The sequence below is a fragment of the Pyxidicoccus sp. M6 genome (assembly GCF_055568925.1).
On sequence record NZ_CM145714.1, the window covers coordinates 12,734,126 to 12,751,910 of the forward strand.

General features: G+C 69.3%; 13 protein-coding genes. 6 read left to right on the top strand and 7 right to left on the bottom strand.

Annotation, left to right across the window (positions count from 1 at the left end):
• Nucleotides 1–41: 41 nt before the first annotated feature.
• The 3 genes from ACVTJA_RS50280 to ACVTJA_RS50290 form a co-directional block, all read right to left on the bottom strand.
• Nucleotides 42–1,001, bottom strand: a complete 960-nt coding sequence (locus ACVTJA_RS50280; protein ID WP_465831774.1) for a TolB family protein — start codon at nt 999–1,001, stop codon at nt 42–44.
• Nucleotides 1,002–1,117: 116 nt separating this feature from the next.
• The gene (locus ACVTJA_RS50285; RefSeq protein WP_465831775.1) at nt 1,118–1,915 is read right to left on the bottom strand and encodes a LytR/AlgR family response regulator transcription factor; all 798 of its coding nucleotides are present in this window, start codon (nt 1,913–1,915) and stop codon (nt 1,118–1,120) included.
• Complete coding sequence (locus tag ACVTJA_RS50290; protein WP_465831777.1) at nt 1,912–2,952, bottom strand: sensor histidine kinase; 1,041 nt, start codon at nt 2,950–2,952, stop codon at nt 1,912–1,914. The genes ACVTJA_RS50285 and ACVTJA_RS50290 overlap by 4 nt, the downstream gene beginning before the upstream one ends.
• A gap of 364 nt (nt 2,953–3,316) precedes the next feature.
• On the opposite strand from ACVTJA_RS50290, the gene ACVTJA_RS50295 reads away from it, so the two are divergent.
• On the top strand, nt 3,317–6,115 hold the full coding sequence (locus ACVTJA_RS50295) for a YncE family protein (RefSeq protein WP_465831779.1): 2,799 nt from the start codon (nt 3,317–3,319) through the stop codon (nt 6,113–6,115).
• Nucleotides 6,116–6,267: 152 nt separating this feature from the next.
• Nucleotides 6,268–7,137 (top strand): alpha/beta hydrolase, encoded by an 870-nt coding sequence (locus ACVTJA_RS50300; RefSeq protein ID WP_465831781.1) that lies wholly within the window; start codon nt 6,268–6,270, stop codon nt 7,135–7,137.
• Nucleotides 7,138–7,146: 9 nt separating this feature from the next.
• Here the strand turns inward: ACVTJA_RS50300 and ACVTJA_RS50305 are convergent, their stop codons facing one another.
• Nucleotides 7,147–9,714, bottom strand: a complete 2,568-nt coding sequence (locus ACVTJA_RS50305; protein ID WP_465831783.1) for a glycoside hydrolase family 15 protein — start codon at nt 9,712–9,714, stop codon at nt 7,147–7,149.
• Nucleotides 9,715–9,922: 208 nt separating this feature from the next.
• On the opposite strand from ACVTJA_RS50305, the gene ACVTJA_RS50310 reads away from it, so the two are divergent.
• From ACVTJA_RS50310 to ACVTJA_RS50325, 4 genes are all read left to right on the top strand, one after another.
• Entirely contained in the window at nt 9,923–12,667 is a 2,745-nt protein-coding gene (locus ACVTJA_RS50310) for a hypothetical protein (RefSeq protein ID WP_465831784.1), read from the top strand.
• 102 nt (nt 12,668–12,769) lie between these two features.
• Nucleotides 12,770–13,147: a hypothetical protein gene (locus ACVTJA_RS50315; RefSeq protein ID WP_465831786.1), complete on the top strand. Its 378-nt coding sequence runs from the start codon at nt 12,770–12,772 to the stop codon at nt 13,145–13,147.
• A 261-nt stretch (nt 13,148–13,408) separates the two neighbouring features.
• The gene (locus ACVTJA_RS50320; protein WP_465831787.1) at nt 13,409–13,885 is read left to right on the top strand and encodes a hypothetical protein; all 477 of its coding nucleotides are present in this window, start codon (nt 13,409–13,411) and stop codon (nt 13,883–13,885) included.
• A 120-nt stretch (nt 13,886–14,005) separates the two neighbouring features.
• Nucleotides 14,006–14,365: an ArsR/SmtB family transcription factor gene (locus ACVTJA_RS50325; RefSeq protein ID WP_465831788.1), complete on the top strand. Its 360-nt coding sequence runs from the start codon at nt 14,006–14,008 to the stop codon at nt 14,363–14,365.
• 4 nt (nt 14,366–14,369) lie between these two features.
• Here ACVTJA_RS50325 and pdxR read toward each other — a convergent pair whose 3' ends face one another.
• The 3 genes from pdxR to ACVTJA_RS50340 all read right to left on the bottom strand — a co-directional run bounded on the left by pdxR (nt 14,370) and on the right by ACVTJA_RS50340 (nt 17,715).
• The gene (gene pdxR / locus ACVTJA_RS50330; RefSeq protein WP_465831790.1) at nt 14,370–15,857 is read right to left on the bottom strand and encodes a MocR-like pyridoxine biosynthesis transcription factor PdxR; all 1,488 of its coding nucleotides are present in this window, start codon (nt 15,855–15,857) and stop codon (nt 14,370–14,372) included.
• An 8-nt stretch (nt 15,858–15,865) separates the two neighbouring features.
• On the bottom strand, nt 15,866–16,294 hold the full coding sequence (locus ACVTJA_RS50335) for a GNAT family N-acetyltransferase (protein ID WP_465831791.1): 429 nt from the start codon (nt 16,292–16,294) through the stop codon (nt 15,866–15,868).
• 104 nt (nt 16,295–16,398) lie between these two features.
• Nucleotides 16,399–17,715, bottom strand: a complete 1,317-nt coding sequence (locus tag ACVTJA_RS50340; protein ID WP_465831793.1) for a hypothetical protein — start codon at nt 17,713–17,715, stop codon at nt 16,399–16,401.
• Nucleotides 17,716–17,785 lie beyond the last annotated feature (70 nt).

The window sequence follows — 17,785 nt, forward strand, 5'->3', positions numbered from 1 at the left end:
ACGCTCTCCCCTGACGTGGGCGCCCCACCGGCCAGCCCCGCTCAGCGGAAGAGGCAGCGCGTGTCGAGCTGGTAGAAGTCCGACGGCACGAACGGGTTCCACGTCTGGCGCACGAAGTAGAGCTGGCGCAAATCGCGGCTCACGAACGGGTGGAACTCATCCTTCTCCGTGTTCACCGCCGGGCCCAGGTTGACCGCCTGCGACCACGTCCCGTGGCGGTTGTAGCTCACGTACAAGTCACCCAGTCCGTACCCATCCGGCCGGTTCAGCGTGGCGAACACCAGCAGCTTCCCGTCCGGAGACACCCACGGGTTGTACTCCCACGTGTCCGGACTGTTCACGCCGGGGCCCAGGTTCTCCGCCGGTGCGTAGCCGTTGCGCGTGCGCACCGAGCGGTAGATTTCGAAGTCCGAGTCGAACGTGCCGCTCGCGAAGTACAGCGTCCCGTCGTACGTGACGCTCACGTACAACTCCTGCCGCGTGCTGTTGACGTTGGGCCCCAGGTGCTCGGCCGGCCCCCAGCCGTTGCCCACGCGGCGCACGACGTAGAGGTCGGTGTCGTCGCGCAGCACTCCGTCCACCGGGCGGATGGACGAGAAGTAGATGGACTGCCCATCCGGAGCGATGAACGGGTCCGAGTCCTGGAACGTGCCGGAGAACGGCGCCACCACTCCGGGCGTCCAGTGGCCATTCACGAGGTGCGTCTCGTAGAGGGTCTGATACGGCGGCGCCTCGTGGTCCACGTGGTAGTACGCCGTCTTCCCATCCGCGGAGATGGACAGCCGGTACTCCGAGCGCTCCGGCAGGGAAATCTCCCCGGGCGCGAACATGCTGCCGCCCGGCTCGCAGGACGGGCGGCCCCACTTCTCCGCGTCACCGGACTGCTCCTGGGTGCCCCACGCCTCGTCCTTCTCCAGGGGCTCGGGCGGATTGCACGCCATGATGAGCGACGACACGGCGAGCACGAGAGACATGGACCACGGCTTGAGCGACAGGTGCATGCGACGTCTCCTTTGTTGGAGACACAGTCGCCCTCGCACCGCTCAGGGGTCGACGCCGATGTGACGAACGGTGGAGGTCCGGTGATGAACCGTGGAGCCCCGCATGTGGCCCCTCGTCACGACGGCAAATCGAGTGCCTGTTGCAGCTTCGCCCGGTAGCTCCGGCCCGTGGTCAGCTTCGTGCCGTCGCGCAGGAGCAGCACGTACTCGCCCGGAGGAAGCGGCTCCACCTCGTCGATGCGGTCCAGCCGCACGATGAGCGAGCGGTGCACGCGCATGAACGTCGCCGGGTCCAGCTTCGCCTCCAGCGCGTTCATCGTCTCGCGCGCGAGGTACGACTGCTTCCCCATGTGCACCGAGACGTAGTTCCCCTCCGCCTCCAGGTAGTCGATGTCCTCCACGCGCAGGAAGCGGATGCGCCACCCCACCTTGGTGATGAGGCGCGTCGCGTACTTCTCCGGAGCCGCGGCCGGCGCGGGCATCGGAGCCTGAGGCCGCTGGAGCGTGAGCGACTCCAGCCGCTCCAACAGCTCCGTGGGCGAGGTCCGCCGCCGCTCGCGCGCACGGCCGAGGCTCATGCGGAAGCGCTCCTGGTCGAACGGCTTGAGCAGGTAGTCGAGCGCGTTCGCCTCGAAGGCCTGCACCGCGAAGTCGCGGTGGGCGGTGACGAAGACGACGGCGGGGAGCTTCTCCGACGCCACCGCGCGCAGGACGCCGAAGCCGTCGGGCGCGGGCATCTGCACGTCCAGGAAGACGAGGTCCGGACGCGCCGACTCGATGGCGGCAATCGCCTCGCGGCCGTCGCGGCACTCGCCGATGACTTCCATGTCCGGCTCCTCGGACAGGAGCTCCTTGAGCCGCTCGCGGGCGAGTAGCTCGTCATCGACAATCAACACACGGGTACGGAGCGTCATGCGGACGGCACCGTGCGGAAGGGAATGGCGAGCGTCACCAGGGCACCTCCCCCATCCGCGTCGCGCAATTCCAGCCGGTGGTCCGTGCCGTAGAGCTGCTGCAGGCGCTCGCGCGTAATCCACAGCCCCCTGCCGCTGCCCGACTCCGCGGAGGCGGCATCGAGGCCCACGCCGTCGTCGCGGACCTCCAGAAGCAGCACGGGCCCCTCGCGGCGCGCAGCCACCGTCACCGTGCCTGGCGTGGAGCGCGGGGCGATGCCGTGCTGGATGGCGTTCTCCACCAGCGGCTGCAGGACGAGGTGCGGCACGTGCGCGGCCAGCGTCTCCGAGTCGATTTCCTGCTTCACCGTCAGCCGGTCCGTGAAGCGCACGCCCTGGATGTCCAGGTAGAGCTGGAGGGTGCGCAGCTCGTCCTGGAGCTGCACCTCCTCGCGCGTGGCCGTCTCCAGCGTGGTGCGCAGCAGCGCGCTCAGCCGAGCAATCATCCGCTCACTTCCGCGCGGGTCTCTGTGCACGAGCGCGGAGATGGAGTGGAGCGTGTTGAAGAGGAAGTGAGGATGGAGCTGAGCCTTGAGCACGTGCAGTTGCGCGCGGGCGAGCTGGCTGTCCTTCAGCCGCACCTGGTCCGCGAAGTAGACGGCGTGCGCCACGCCGAGGACGAGGAGGTACGTCAGCGGGTTGTAGAGCAGCGCGTGCGTGAGCACGTCCATGAAGGCGGGAGGCTGGCTGTACCAGCCCACCCACGGCTCCATCGCGTAGATGGCCGTCGCTCGGAACAGCGACGCCGCGAGCGCACCGCCGACGTGCAGCGCGATGCGTGAGGCCAGGCGCCCGCGCTCCAGCGGGAAGCGCAGCCCGAACCAGAGAATGGCGATGGTTATCGGCGTCCACAGGACGTTGGCGACGCCCCACGTGAGCAGCGCGTGCTTCCACGTGTCGCCGCCCACGTCGTGCGCCTCGCTCGCGGCGGCGAGTCCGGAGAGCGACCAGTAGGCGAAGGCGGCCAGCCACCAGCGCCAGGTAATACTGCGAGTCATGGCCGGAGCGTACACGGCCCCCGGCCCTTGAGACTCATCCAGCGCCGGTGCCCGTCGCCTCTTCAAGCTCCGCACCGCGGAGTTCGACCTCTCCAAGAAGGAGGGGCGCACCGCCTTCGACAAGTACACCACCTCGGGTGAGCTGCCCTTCAAGGACCTCGCCAACGCGAAGAATCCGGGTGACGTCGCCAATGCCCTGACGCTGCACTCGAGCGGGCGGCGTCATGCAATGCCGCACTGCGACAACCGAGTTACTGTTGACCATCCCCTATTGACATGGACCGCCGCACGGGAGTCGAGTTCCCCACACCGCCCTATCCTCTCGGGCGCACTCAAGTACGGAGCCAGACATCAAGGGGGGCTCATGCACGCAAAATTCTTCCCGCATCACCCAGTCGTTCGCTCTGTGATTACAGCAGGGCTGTTGATATTGCTTCTCATGGCAGGAAATGCAGCAGAGGCGGCTTCATTCACACTCTTCGAAAGCGGTCAGGTTCGACCTCTCGCACTCTCACCGAATGGCAAGCTGCTCTTCGCCACCAACACGCCAGACAACCGGTTGGAAATTTTCAGCGTTGGCTCGAATGGCCTTACGCACCGCGGCTCGGTGCCGGTGGGCCTGGAGCCGGTGGCCGTCGCGGCGCGCAGCAATGACGAGGTCTGGGTGGTCAACCACCTGTCCGACAGCGTCAGCGTGGTGCGCGTCGACGGGAGTGGCAGCAGCGGCACGGTGACGCGGACGCTGCTCGTGGGCGACGAGCCGCGCGACATCGTCTTCGCGGGCCCGGGCAAGAAGCGCGCGTTCATCACCGCCGCGCACCGCGGACAGAATGCGCCGTTCGACCCGCAGCTCACCACGCCAGGCATTGGCCGCGCGGATGTCTGGGTATTCGACGCGGACAACCTGGGCAACACGCTGGGCGGCAGTCCGCTCACCATCGTCCGGTTGTTCAGCGACACGCCGCGCGCGCTCGCGGTGTCACCGGACGGCTCGCGCGTGTACGCGGCGGCGTTCCACTCCGGCAACCGCACCACCGTGCTCGCCGAGCGCATCATCCCCGACGGCGGCGAGGCGGCCGGCGGCTTCCCGGGCCCCAACACCAACTTCCAGGGCGTGCCCGCTCCCGAAGTGGCGATGATTCTCAAGTACAACGGCCAGGACTGGCTGGACGCCATCGGGCGCCCGTGGACGGACAAGGTGCGCTTCAACCTGCCGGACAAGGACGTCTTCGCCATCTCCGCCACCGCGAATCCGCCCGTGCAGCTCCCGGGCAGCTCGGGCTTCTACACGGGCGTGGGCACCATCCTGTTCAACATGGCCGTCAACCCCGTGAATGGGAAGGTCTACGTCAGCAACACCGAGGCGCGGAATGAGCTGCGCTTCGAGGGCCCCGGCACCTTCGCGGGCAAGAGCCTGCGCGGGCACATCGCCGAGAGCCGCATCACCGTGCTGGGCGGCCCGGGCAGCGTCGCGCCCCGGCACCTCAACAAGCACATCAACTACAACGTCTGCTGCGCCCCGGTGCCAAACCTGGAGAGCGAGACGAGCCTCGCGCAGCCGACGGGCATGGCGGTGACGTCCAACGGCGCCACGCTGTACGTCGCGGCCTTCGGCTCCTCGAAGCTGGGCGTGTACTCCACGGCGGCGCTGGAGTCGGACGCCTTCGTGCCGAGCATCGCCAACCAGATTGAGCTCACCGGCGGCGGCCCCACGGGCCTCGTGCTGGACGAGGCGCGCGGCCGGCTCTACGTGCTCACCCGCTTCGACAACTCCATCTCCGTGGTGAACACCGCCACGAAGCAGGAGGTGGCCCACGTCTCGATGTTCAACCCGGAGCCGGCGAGCGTGGTGCAGGGACGGCCGTTCCTCTACGACGCGCGGCACAGCTCCAGCCACGGTGACTCGTCGTGCGCGAGCTGCCACATCTTCGGCGACTTCGACAGCCTCGTCTGGGACCTCGGCAACCCGGACGGCGTGGTGAAGCTCAACCCGAGCCCCATCGTCCCGATTCTGCCCGAGTTCGGCGATGACCCGACGCTGGGCCAGGACACGTCCTTCCATCCGCTCAAGGGCCCCATGTCCACGCAGAGCCTGCGCGGCATGGCGAACCACGGCACCATGCACTGGCGCGGAGACAGGAACGGCGGCTTCACCGAGGGCAGCTCGCAGCCGGCCAGCGGCTCCTTCAACGAGGGCGCCGCCTTCAAGCAGTTCAACCCGGCGTTCATGGACCTGCTCGGCCGCAGCTCGCAGCTCCCCGAGCAGGACATGCAGAAGTTCACCGACTTCATCCTCCAGGTGATGTACCCGCCCAACCCCATCCGCAAGCTGGACAACTCGCTCACGGCGGAGCAGCAGGCGGGCCGGGACTTCTTCTTCGGCACCACCGTCACCTTCCAGGGCTCGTGCGAGGTCTGCCACCGCGTGGACCCGAACGCGAACCCGTCCGAGGGCCAGTTCAAGGGCTTCTTCGGCTCGGACGGCCGCTCGAGCTTCGACGCGGGCCGGCAGTTCCCCAAGGTGCCGCACCTGCGCAACGCGTACCAGAAGGTCGGCATGTTCGGCGTGGCGTTCACCTCGGGCGCCACGGTGCCGCCGGACGCGTTCCTCGGCGACCAGGTGCGCGGCTTCGGCTACAACAGCGACGGCACCATCCCCACGCTGTTCCGCTTCGGCAGCGACTTCGACCTCAGCCTGCTCAACCCGGCGGGCATCCCTCACACGGAGGAGGCTCGCATCGCGAAGAAGAACATGGAGCAGTACATGCTCGTCCTGGAGAGCAACCTCGCTCCCATCGTCGGGCAGCAGGTGACGCTCACCTCAGGCAACGCCCACGTCGCGAGCCCGCGCATCACCTTGCTGCGCCAGCGCGCGGAGGCCGGTGAGTGCGACCTGGTGGCGAAGGGCCGGGTCTCCGACTACGACGCGGGCTTCCTCTACGTCGGGAACGGGCGCTTCAAGGGTGACCGGAAGACATGGCCGCTCGTCGCCGAGTCGGACCTGCGGCTGGCCGTCGTCCTGGGCAACGGGGTGATGACGTACACGTGCGTGCCTCCGGGCTCGGGCGTGCGCATCGGCCTGGACCGCGACGTCGACGGCCGCCTGGACGGAGACGAGCACGACTTGGGGCTGGACTCGGCGAGTGCCCTGAGCCTCCCGTGACGTGAAGCACACCGGCGGCTCGACGCTCGTTCGGGCCGCCGGTGCGGCCGCCGGCATGCACCCCAGGGCCATGCCGTGCGCCGGAGGGCGGGCGATAGCATCTTCTCCACCTGAGCCGGGTACCTCCGCCCGGCGATGAGGAGGAGCCCCCCATGGCCGCGACACGCCCCACCGTTGTCTTCATCCACGGTCTCTGGCTGCACGCGGAGAGCTGGAGGCCGTGGGTGGAGCTGTTCCGCGCGGCGGGTTACGACGCGGTGAATCCAGGCTGGCCCGAGGAGCCAGCCACCTTGGAGGAAGCACGCGCGCACCCCGAGCGCGTCGCCAACCGGGGCATCGCCGAGGTGGCCGAGCACTACGCGCGCATCCTCCGCACGTTCAGCACGAAGCCGATTGTGATTGGCCACTCCTTCGGCGGGCTGTTCGCCCAGAAGCTGCTCGGCATGAAGCTCGCCGCGGGGGCCGTGGCCATCGACCCGGCACAGATTCGCGGCGTGCTCCCGCTGCCCTTCGAGCAGCTCCGCAATACGCTGCCGGTGCTCGGCAACCCGCTCAACCTCAAGCGCGCGGTGGCCCTCACGCCCGAGCAGTTCCACCGGGGCTTCGCGAGCACCGTATCGAGGGAGGAGTCGGACGCGCTGCACGCGAAGTATGTGATTGCGTCGCCGGCCCGCCCACTATTCGAGGCGGCGGTGGCCAACCTCAACCCCTGGACACCGGCCCGCGTGGACGTCCGCGCGAGCCGTGGCCCGCTGCTCATCATCGGCGGGGGCAGGGATGGGACGGTGCCGGAGGTGGTGAGCCGCGCGGCGTACAACCTGTACCGCAAGTCGCCCACCGTGAATGACTACAAGGTGTTCCCGGACCGGGGACACTCGTTGGTCATCGACCGCGGCTGGAAGGAGGTCGCCGAGACGGTGCTCGAGTGGCTGTCGAGCCAGGGCCTGTCTCCCTCGGCGATGACGGAGGCGGCGTTCATGAAGGGAACGCCGTCCTCCGCGCACGAACCTCGCGTGCACTGACTCGGGGACTCAGGAAGCTCGCGGTGAGCGGCGGCGCAGCGCGAGCACGGCGCCCGCGAGCGCCACCACCAGCCACAGGGCCATGGCCCCCGGCCCCGTGGCGTTGCAGCCTCCGCCGCCCACGTCACCGTCGGTCGACGTGCCCGCGTCCGGAGCCGGCTGCGTGCCCGCGTCCGGAACCTCCGTGCCCGCATCCGGCGTGCCCGCGTCCGGCTCCTTCGTCAGCGTGCTCTCGTCGAAGTACGCGCCGCACGCCGGGTCCTCCGTCCCGCCCGCGCGCTGCGCCAGCGCCAGCACGTACGCACCCGCGCCGAAGCCCACCATGGGGGAGTTGAACTTGTACTTCCCGGTGTTCTCGTCGTACGTCTCCGCCACCGCGAGGTAGTTCTTCAGCGACTGGTCCTTCACCCACGCCAGCACGCGGTCCGCCCGCGCGGTGTCTCCCGCCAGGCGCTTGGCCACCGCGCCGCGCAGGCTGACGATGACCCACTCCGCGCTGTCGTACTCGCTGCCCCACGGGCTGACGTCCGCGCCGCCCGAGTGGTCATACCGGTCATCATTGCGCTGCCAGCCCGCGCCCGCCGGAGACGACAGCCGCAGGTCCATGCCACGCAGCGTGGCCGTCGCAATCTTCCCCTTCGGGTCGAACAGGCCGAAGGCGAACGCGTCGAACACCGCCGCGTCCCAGTAGCCCCGGCCCGTCTTCAGCTCCTCCAGGTTCGAGGCCAGCGCGAAGTTGGAGTCCGTCAGCTTCTCCGCCAGCGCGCGGCGGATGCTCTCGCCCGCGTTGCGGTAGCGCAGCGACCGGTCCGCGTCACCCTTGCGCTCGGCGAGCACCGCCGCGTCACACAGGCCGCGAGCCGCCGTGATGCTGGTGTACGCCCACGCGCGCTGCCGCCCGTTCCAGTGCGTCTCCCAGATGGACGAGTCCGGACGGATGAGCCCCGTCTCCGGGTCGATGAGCGCCAACAGCGCGTCCGCCACCTTCGTTGACACCGTGGCCCAGTAGTCATCCACCAGCGTCAGCTCCCCGGTGGTGCGCTCGTAGTGCCGCAGCGACCAGAGGAAGAGGCCGAAGCCGTCGAACTCCAGGTTGGGGCCGGAGTCGTTGAAGTCCGTCTCCTCCACGCCGAGGCCGTGGTAGCGCGTCAGGGTGATGACGTACGGCGGCATGTTGTACGACTGCAGCTCGCGCCAGTCACGGAACCGGCCGCTGTCCGCCTGGAGGTAGTACGCCAGCGCCGCGCGCGCGCTGTTGGTCATGCCCAGCGTCGACATCGCCGCGGCCGCGTAGGCGCCGTCCCGAATCCACGCATACGTCCACTGGCCCGGCGGAAGGCTGGCCAGCACCGCGCCCTGGCCCGCGTGCGCCACCCTCGCCGGCAGCGTCACCGGCGCGCCGTCGACTCCCTTGAAGCGCGTGCGGCGCACCTCGCCGTCCTTCGTCAGCCACTCGCGCAGGAAGGCATCGCTCTCGCGGACCTGCGCCATGGCCAGCACCACCGCCGACTGGCGCACCAGCGCCTCCTCGTCCTCCGACACACCCGCGGGCACCTTCACGAGGTCGCTCTGGATGCCCCCCCAGCGCGCCAGCTCCGCCTCCACCAGCGCCTTCGCGTCCGAGCTGCCCGCCCAGTCCGCCAGCCACTGCCGCGCCGTGTCCCCTGACTCCGGGTTGGCGTGGTGCGCGAAGGCCACGCCCGCCCACTTCTCCGCGCCCGCCGCGATGTCGCCCAGGTTGAACTGGTACGCCGTGGCCCAGCCCGTGCCCGAGGACGGCTGCGCCGTGAAGTCCTGCAGGTCCTGCGAGCCACCGTTGTTCACCACGTTGTAGCCACTCGCCGAGCCCGTGGCGCTCCCCAGCCACGCCGCCTTCTTCGCCACCGCGCCCAGCGGCCGCGCCACCAGCACGCCCGCGAAGCCCTTCTCCGAGAAGACGTCGCCGGACAGCTCCACCGTCTCGCCATTCTCGCCCGTCTCCGACATGACGCCCGGCCGGCCGAAGCCCAGGTGGAAGTTGTGGAGCGAGAAGGCGCTCACCCCCGTCACCGCCGCCGTGCCCGTGTTGCGCACGCGCAGCGCCATGACGAAGGAGGCATGAAACAGGCGCTGGGGCGCGAAGACGTACGTCGTCACCTCCAGCGTGCCCACCTTCTGCACCAGCATCGCCACGCCCGTGCCCGCCGTCTTCCCTGGCGCCCACGGCGCGTAGCCGCTGGCCTCCAGGTTGGCGTCCTGCGTGTTCAGCCACCGCTGCGTGCCGCCCGAGCGCAGGCCGAAGAACGCGTCGAAGAGCAAATCGCGCGTGTGCACCACCTGCGGCTGGCCGCCCGAGAAGACATCGGCGCCCGTCACGTCGATGACGGGCTCCTCGGTGGCGAAGAGGTGCTCGCGGAAGTGCGTCACCTTCTTCTGCTCCAGGTCCAGCATGACCGCACCGTGACCGTTGGAGGACGGAAGACGCAGGAAGGTGCGCTGGACGGCGACCTCGGCGCGGGCGGCGGGCGCGAAGGCACAGAGGAGGGCGAGGACGAGGGGCACCGCACAGCGGTACGGACGACGGGGGACGGGTTGCATGGCGCGGATTCTGGAGTGCTTCCGCCTCCGGGGCCAACGCCCGCCTCCAACGCGGGGCGGCAGCGGCCCCCGCGTTTTTTTCCCGCAACCGTGGCCGACTTCCTGTGTTGGAGGTCAGATAATACTGGATTATCTGGTATTTTAGGCTTGGCCGGTAGCGCTGGCGGTATGGGGTGTGGCGCGCTCCTGGTGTCTCAGGGAGATGTTCATGTCTGTCGTGCGTCGGGTCCTCGCGGCCCTGTTGCCGTGCCTCTTCCTTGTGGGAGGGCCCGCGCTCGCGCAGTCCTCGGGCGCCTTCGTCAACTGGGAGCACCCGCACGTGCACCCGCTGGAGCTCACGCCGGACGGCTCGAAGTTGCTGGCCGTCAACACGGCAGACAACCGGTTGTTGGTGTTCAACGTGACGGGCGGCACGCCCGTGCTGGCCGCGGCCATCCCCGTGGGATTGGACCCGGTGTCCGTGCGCGCGCGCGGCAACACGGAGGCGTGGGTCGTCAACCATGTCTCGGACAGCGTCAGCATCGTGGACCTCGGCACGCTCAACGTGCGGGTGACGGTGCCCACCGACGACGAGCCCGCGGACGTCGTCTTCGCCGGCAGCCCGCAGCGCGCGTTCATCTCCTGCTCGCAGGTGAATCGCGTGCTGGTGGTGGACCCGGCCAATCCGCTCGGGACTCCCACGCGCGTGGCCATCGGCGGCGAGGAGCCTCGCGCCCTGGCGGTGAATGCCGCGGGCACGCAGGTGTACGCGGCGTTGTTCGAGTCCGGCAACCGCAGCACGGTGCTCGGCGGCGGCAACGCGATGGGGGGCGGCGGCTTTCCTCCCAACGTGGTGAGCAGCAGCGCCAGCCCGTATAGCGGCGCGAATCCTCCGCCCAACTCGGGCACGTCCTTCAACCCGGCGCAGAAGTCCGGCAACCCCACGCCTCCGCCGGTGGGCCTCATCGTGAAGAAGAACGCGAGCGGCCGGTGGATGGACGACAACGCGCATGACTGGACGGCGCTCGTCTCCGGCGCCAACGCGTCGGCCTCGGGGCGGCGCGTGGGCTGGGACATCGTGGACCGTGATTTGGCCATCATCAACACGTCCACGCTGGCGGTGACGTACGCCACGGGGTTGATGAACCTGAACATGGCGCTGGCCGTGCAGCCGAACGGCCGTGTGTCGGTGGTGGGCACGGACGCCATCAACGAGGTGCGCTTCGAGCCCAACGTCAATGGCCGCTTCCTGCGCGTGGTGGGCGTCTCCTTGGACCCGGCCTCGCCGACGACGGCGGCCCGCTTCGACCTCAACCCGCACCTCACGTACACCTCCAGCACGGTGTCCCAGGCCACGCGGAACCTGTCGGTGGGCGACCCGCGCGGCGTGGCGTGGAACGCGGATGGGACGCGCGCCTACGTGACGGGCATGGGCTCCAACAACGTCATCGTGGTGGACAACACCGGCGCGCGCGTCACGCAGGTCAACGTGGGCGAGGGCCCCACCGGCGTGGTGCTCAACGGCACGCGGCTCTACGTGCTCAACAAGTTCGCCGCGAGCGTGTCCGTGGTGGACACGACGTCCAACACCGAGGTGGCTCGGGTGCCCTTCTTCGACCCGTCCCCCGGTGCCATCAAGGTGGGCCGGCAGCACCTGTATGACACGCACAAGGGCTCGGGCCTGGGGCATGTCGCGTGTGCGTCGTGTCACATCGACGGCCGCATGGACCGGTTGGCTTGGGACCTGGGCAACCCGGCCGGCGACATGAAGGCCGTCACCGGCCAGAACCTGGGCATGGGCGTGCCGGGCCTCACCACGGGCTTCCAGCCGTGGCACGCGATGAAGGGGCCGATGACGACGCAGACCCTCCAGGACATCGTCGGTCAGGAGCCCCTGCATTGGCGCGGCGACAGGGCGGGCCTGGAGGAGTTCAACGGCGCGTTCACCAGCCTCCAAGGGGACGACGCGCAGCTCACCGTGGTGGAGATGCAACAATTCGAGGACTTCCTCGCCACGCTGACGTTCCCTCCGAATCCGTTCCGCAATTTCGACAACTCGCTGCCCACGAGCCTGCCGCTGACGGGGCACTTCACGACGGGGCGCTTCGGCGCGGCGGGGCAGCCGCTGCCCAACGGCAACGCGCAGCGTGGGTTGAACATGTATCGGCCGCCGAGGCTGCTCGACGCGGGGCGGCTGGCGTGCTCCGCGTGTCACACGCTGCCCACGGGCATGGGCACGGACATGACGTGGAACGGGAGCCAGTTCGTGCCCTTCCCCGTGGGCACGAATGGCGAGCACCACAGCGCGCTCGTCTCGGTGGATGGCTTCACCAACGTGACGATGAAGATTTCGCAGCTCCGCAACCTCTACGAGAAGGTCGGCATGGACTTCACGCAGACGTCGAACGTGGCGGGCTTCGGCTTCGCGCACGATGGCGCCGTGGACTCGATTGCGCGCTTCATCACCGAGCCGGTGTTCAACCTGACCAGCGACCAGGAGGTCGCCGACCTGGTGGCGTTCCTCCTGTCCTTCTCCGGCTCGGACTTGCCGAAGGGCTCGGCGACGGCGATTCAGGAGCCGCCCGGGCCCAACAGCAAGGACACGCACGCGGCGGTGGGACGGCAGGTGACGCTGTCCTCCGCGAGCCCCACGGCGGCGCAGCTCGCCACGGTGTCCACCTTCTTGTCGCTCGCGGACAACGGGAAGGTGGGCGTGGTGGTGAAGGGCAACCAGGGCGGCCTCGCCCGGGGCTACGCGTACATGGGCAGCGGCGTGTTCCAGGCGGACCGGGCCGCGGAGACGGTGACGGCGTCGCTGCTCCAGACGCTGGGGCGCACGGGCAACGAGCTCACCTACACGGTGGTGCCCAAGGGCTCCGAGGTCCGCATCGGCATCGACAGGGATTTGGACGGCGCGCTGGACCGGGACGAGCTCGACAAGGGCACCCGGCCGGACGACGCGAGCAGCAAATAGCCCACCCATTTGCGTGCGGGTCGTCGCACCATGCGGCCCGCACACCGGTAGCTCGAGGCAGTACTGCTCGAGCTGCCGGCTTTATTTCGAAGGAGATGTCACATGATGAAGCTCGCGGGAGCGCTGTGCGCGGTGGTGCTGTGGACGGGGTGTGGCGGCCAGGAGGAGCAGGTGACTCCGGAGCCGACGAGTCCCCTCGGTGTCACCGAGGCCGGGCTGTCCACTCCCGTCCTCTTCGGCAGCCTGCCGGGGCTGTCCAACGCGACGGCCCGCCAGATTGCCGCGCAGGGCTTCAACGCCGCCTCCCCCTGGGTCGCCTACTACCAGCACACTCCGGACCAGATGAACTGGTGGGCTTATGTGCCCGAGGGCTTCTATTACATCGAGTCCTACACCGTGATTGAGCAGTGCGGCGGCCGCGTCTACTCGAACGGCTCCTTCGTGCTCGAGTATTGTTTCATGCGCAGCTACGGGCTCTGACCCTCCCCGTCGAGCCGTGACAACCCATGGTGACTCCTCGGGTTTTGTTACACGGCGCGGTGCGTAGAACCTGAATCACCGTTCAGCCCGGAGCCTCCGGGCTGGCGCCCATACGCAACGCATTGGCGCCGATAATTACCAAGAAATGAGATTCACTCCGTTCCTACTTCTGCGCGGCGTCCGCCACCATGCCGCGGCCGAAGGGGAATCATGATTTCACTCGCCTGGCCCATTTGGTTCTGGAAGAGGGTCGCGACCTGGTTGCGCATCCTGATGACCCAGGTCCTCTATATCGCTCCGCTCTTCTGGTTCATGGAGCTGGCGCAGAACCTGGCCTGGCGACAGGTGAACGAGGACTGGGGCTGGGTGTTCCCCGAGTCGCCCTACCACTGGTTCTCCTTCGGGAGCCTCATCCTCTGGGCCGGGTGCGTGGCCCTGCTGTGGAGCCTGCACTACTTCTGGTTCTACCCGCGCCGCATGAAGGTGTGGACGCGCATCGCCATCGGCACCGCGTTCACCTTCGTCGGTGAGTGGTTCGGCGGGTTCATGGCCGACAAGGTCTTCGGCCACACGCTCCAGGTGTGGCCCGGCTCGCCGCTCGTCTACGTGCACTGGTGCGCCGTCTTCTTCTGGCTGAGCAACTGCATCGTCTACCACCTCGTCACCGTCAACGTGGTGGACCTCACCCCCGCCTACGACTCGCCGCCCGACGAGGCTCCCGCCGCTCAGACGGCCTGAGCTTCCTGGCACGTGGCTGTCCCCCGGGCCGCTCCCGGACCTCACTGGGGTCCGCGGGCGGCCCGTGACGTTTCCCGGCTCCGGTTGACCGCGTTACGGTGCGCCCCCAAGCTCAACCAAATGGTTCAACGTCAGGAAGAGCGGCTGGATGCCGTGTTCCATGCGCTGGCGGACCCGACGCGGCGGGGAATGCTGCACAGCCTCGCCGGGGGTGAGCGCAGCATCGGCGAGCTGGCCGCGCCGTTCCGCATGTCCTTCGCGGGGGCGTCCAAGCACGTGAAGGTGCTGGAGAAGGCGGGGCTCGTCCACCGGACGGTGGAGGGACGCACGCACCGGTGCCGGCTCGCTGCCGAGCCCCTGGCCGGGGCGCTCGACTGGCTGCGCTTCTACGAGCGCTTCTGGACGGACAGCCTGGACGCGCTGGAGCGAGAGCCGCGCGGGTCTGCTTCATCTCGCAAGCCTGGAGGCTCGCGTGGGTGAGCAGTTACGTTCTCCGCGAGCCGGTGGAGCGCCGCGCGGGTGCGGACACCGCGCGGGCGAGCCTGCGCACTGCCTCGGTGAGCTCGCGAGGGTTGAGGGCGGCGAAGCCCATTCGCAGCGCGGGCAGGGGCGTGCCGTCGAAGCTGAAGGCGCTTCCTGGCTGCACGGCCACGCCCTCCTCGAAGGCTCTCGTGGCCCAGGCCCGTGCGTCGAGCGAGGTGGAGGCCCAGAGCGTGAGGCCTCCGGCGGGCGGCGTCGCGTGCAGGGCCTGGGGCAGCTCGCGCCGGAGCGCCTGCACCAGCGCGTCGCGACGCTCCCGGTATTCGGCTCGCACGCGCCGCACGTGACGGGACACCTCGCCGTCTTCGAGCAACTCCGCCACCGCGGCTTCCAGCGCGGTTTCTCCCTGACGGTCCACCGTCTCACGAATGGCGAGCGCGCGTTCGAGGAAGGCACGCGGCGCCACGAGGTAGCCCAGGCGCAGGCCGGGCGCGAGCACCTTGGACAGCGTCCCCACATACACCACGACTCCGGCGCGGTCGGCGCTGGCCAGGGGCAGCACGGGCCGGCCCTCGTAGTGGAACTCGTGGTCGTAGTCGTCCTCGATGAGTGCCACGCGCTCTCGCGCCGCCCAGTCGAGGAGCCGGAGCCGGCGCGCGGCGGAGAGCGTGACGGTGGTGGGGTACTGATGGTGGGGCGTGAGGTACACGGCGCGCAGGGGCGCCTGCGCATGCGCGCGAGCGAGGGCATCCACGTCCAGGCCCTGCGCATCCACGGGCACGGGGACAAGGCTCGCGCCGGCCAGCCGCAGCACCTCCCAGGCGGGTGGATAGCCCGGCGTCTCCACCGCGACGCGCGCGCCCGGTGAGAGCAACGTGCGCGCCGCGAGGTCCAGCGCCCCCTGGCTGCCTCGGGTGACGAGGAGCCCATCCTCATCGAGCGCGAGGCCGCGTGTCTCGGAGAGCATCTGCGCGAGCGCGCGGCGCAGCCCCGCGTGTCCCCGGCCATCCGTGTAGTCGAGCAGCCGTGGGCCATGACGGCGCAGGGCGCGGCGGAAGGCGCGTACGAGCATCTCCGTGGGGACGAGCCGCGTGTCCGGTGCGCCCGCCGACAGGGCCAGCACACCGCGAGGGAGCGACTCACGGCCTCGCGGGCGGTCCGAGAGTGAGAAGCCAGGCGCATCCGGGCGTGGAACTGGCCCGAGCAGGGGCGCGGCAGGACGCGGCCGCGAGTCCGGCAGCTCGCGAGAGACATACGTTCCCTGCGCCGGGCGCGTCTCCAACCAGCCCTGCGCTTCGAGCTCGCCAAGCGCGGCGAGCACCGTGTTGCGGTGCACGCCCAGCTCCCGTGCCATCGTGCGCGAACCGGGCAGCGGTGCACCGGGCTTCAACCGCCCGCGCCGCACATCCTCTTCGAGCGCGCGCGCAATCTGGAGGAAGAGCGGCACACCCGAGTCCGGGTCGAGCGGGACGGGGAAGGACCAGGCGCGCATGGTGGGCGCTAGCGTAGCTCCTGCCGGAAGTGGAAGCTGCTGATGTGCATGCCCTCGCGGAAGTAGAAGCGGTGCGCGCGGGTGCGGTGCGTGCCGCTGTCGAGCTCCAGGGTATTGCAGCCCGCCGCCTTCGCCCGCTCGCGCAGCCAGCCGAGCAGGAGCGCACCGTGGCCTCGCGAGCGCAGCTCCGAGTCGGTGATGAGGTCGTCCACGTACAGGTGCAGCCCCGAGTGCAGCATCTCGATGAACCGCCAGCCGGCCACCGCGCGCACCTGCCCGTCCTCCCGGACACAGGCGAGCTGGTAGCCACCCGTGCTCATGCGGCGCCACATGGCGAGGAACGTGGCCTCATCCAGGTGCGGACGCAGCTGGTGCACCACCCGGAAGCACGCGGCGGCGTCCGCCTCCGTCTTCACCTCGAGTACTTCGGCCTTCATGCGGACCTCCTGGAACAAGAGGTCCCGGAGCCTGCGTCCGGACTGGTCTGTCCGAAAGGACCAGAAACGAGAAGTCGGATGGACCAGCCGCCAGGGTGGGACGGCTACGACTCCGCGTCCTGTGTTGCCCGGGTGTCGCCCTTCGCGGCGGCCGGTGCGGTGGCTTCCGGCGCCGTCGCGGGGTTGCCTCCCTGCTGCGCGGCCTGCTGCAAGAGCGCGGCGGCCTGAGCTGGGACGACGGACTGCTCCGGAAGCATGGGCTGCGTGGGCACCACCGCCGTCGCGGGCAACACCGGCTGCGCGGGCACTACCGTCGTGGGCTGCACCGGCTGCGCGGGGACCGCCGCCATCGCGGGCTGCGCGGCCGGCTGGGTGTCCGCGGCAGTTCGCCGCGCCTGCTGCTGGCCGAAGATGTAGCCGCCCACCGTGCCCAGCAACGTGCCAAGCACCGCGCGGTCAATCTTCTCTCCCGTGCCGAGGATGATGATGGTCAGCAGCAGGAAGGCCATGCCAATCATCTCCACGAGGATGCGCTGGTGGAAGATGGTCTGCTGCACCTCGGGCTTGAACAGCAGCGTGGCGAGGTAGAGCAGCAACAGCACGACGACCATGATGATGATGGCCCACGTCAGCCGCCCATCCGTCTCGAACTTCTTCACCTGACGCGCGTCCAGCTCCGCGCTCAACGTGTCGATGGCGGCCTGCGAGTCCTTCACCTGCTTGCCGCGCACTTCGATGGCGACCTGCGTGCGGTCGATGATGCCCTGCCACACCTTCGCCACCGCCTCCTGGTCCTGGGCGAAGAGCCGCTCCAGCTCGCCCATGGAGAGCGTCTTCGCGCGCTCGGAGGCGCCCGCGAGCGCCTCCTTCATCTGCTCGACGAACACATCCGGCGTCATCCCGGAGTCGCGACCCGTCTGCGGGAAGCGGAGCATCTGGAGCTCGTTCGAGCTCGGCAGCAGGATGCGCTTGGGCTCGCCGTACACCTCGTCGATGAGCGGGGTGCGCTGCCCCTCATCGATGAGGCGCGGCAGGAAGTCCGCCAGCGCGTAGGACATGGCGTCGACCAGCTCGTACGAGGAGCGCTCCAGCCGCGAGTAGACGTCCTTCGTTGGCAGGCCGCCTCGAGCCGTCGCATCGCTGACCGCGGTGAAGTCCTTCTGGAAGCGCGTGAGCAGGGGCGCCATCCGAGCCGTGTCGAGCTTCTGTGCCCGGACGTCCGCCTGCCGTGCCCGCGCCTTCTGGAGCTCATGGCGGAGGATGGTGAGGTCGGACTCGGCCGTCTCCAGCCGCTTCTGCTCGGTGGCCATCCGCGTCTGGATGAGCCCCGTCGACTGCTTCGACAGGTCCTCCTCCACCTCGGACACGGGGTCCGCCGCCAGCGCCGTCCCCATCAGGCTCCAGACCAGGAGCACGGCCATCCGTCCTGCATTCATGGTGTTCACCCCGGAGGAACGGACCCGGCCCCGGAAGTTCCCGGCCCGCGTCCGC

Coding starts and splice junctions, on each gene's coding strand:
- ACVTJA_RS50315 (WP_465831786.1), top strand. CDS start 12,770: ATGATGAAGCTCGCGGGAGCGCTGTGCGCGGTGGTGCTGTGGACGGGG.
- ACVTJA_RS50290 (WP_465831777.1), bottom strand. CDS start 2,952: ATGACTCGCAGTATTACCTGGCGCTGGTGGCTGGCCGCCTTCGCCTAC.
- pdxR (WP_465831790.1), bottom strand. CDS start 15,857: ATGCGCGCCTGGTCCTTCCCCGTCCCGCTCGACCCGGACTCGGGTGTG.
- ACVTJA_RS50325 (WP_465831788.1), top strand. CDS start 14,006: ATGGTTCAACGTCAGGAAGAGCGGCTGGATGCCGTGTTCCATGCGCTG.
- ACVTJA_RS50285 (WP_465831775.1), bottom strand. CDS start 1,915: ATGACGCTCCGTACCCGTGTGTTGATTGTCGATGACGAGCTACTCGCC.
- ACVTJA_RS50340 (WP_465831793.1), bottom strand. CDS start 17,715: ATGGCCGTGCTCCTGGTCTGGAGCCTGATGGGGACGGCGCTGGCGGCG.
- ACVTJA_RS50335 (WP_465831791.1), bottom strand. CDS start 16,294: ATGAAGGCCGAAGTACTCGAGGTGAAGACGGAGGCGGACGCCGCCGCG.
- ACVTJA_RS50310 (WP_465831784.1), top strand. CDS start 9,923: ATGTCTGTCGTGCGTCGGGTCCTCGCGGCCCTGTTGCCGTGCCTCTTC.
- ACVTJA_RS50295 (WP_465831779.1), top strand. CDS start 3,317: ATGCACGCAAAATTCTTCCCGCATCACCCAGTCGTTCGCTCTGTGATT.
- ACVTJA_RS50280 (WP_465831774.1), bottom strand. CDS start 1,001: ATGCACCTGTCGCTCAAGCCGTGGTCCATGTCTCTCGTGCTCGCCGTG.
- ACVTJA_RS50300 (WP_465831781.1), top strand. CDS start 6,268: ATGGCCGCGACACGCCCCACCGTTGTCTTCATCCACGGTCTCTGGCTG.
- ACVTJA_RS50305 (WP_465831783.1), bottom strand. CDS start 9,714: ATGCAACCCGTCCCCCGTCGTCCGTACCGCTGTGCGGTGCCCCTCGTC.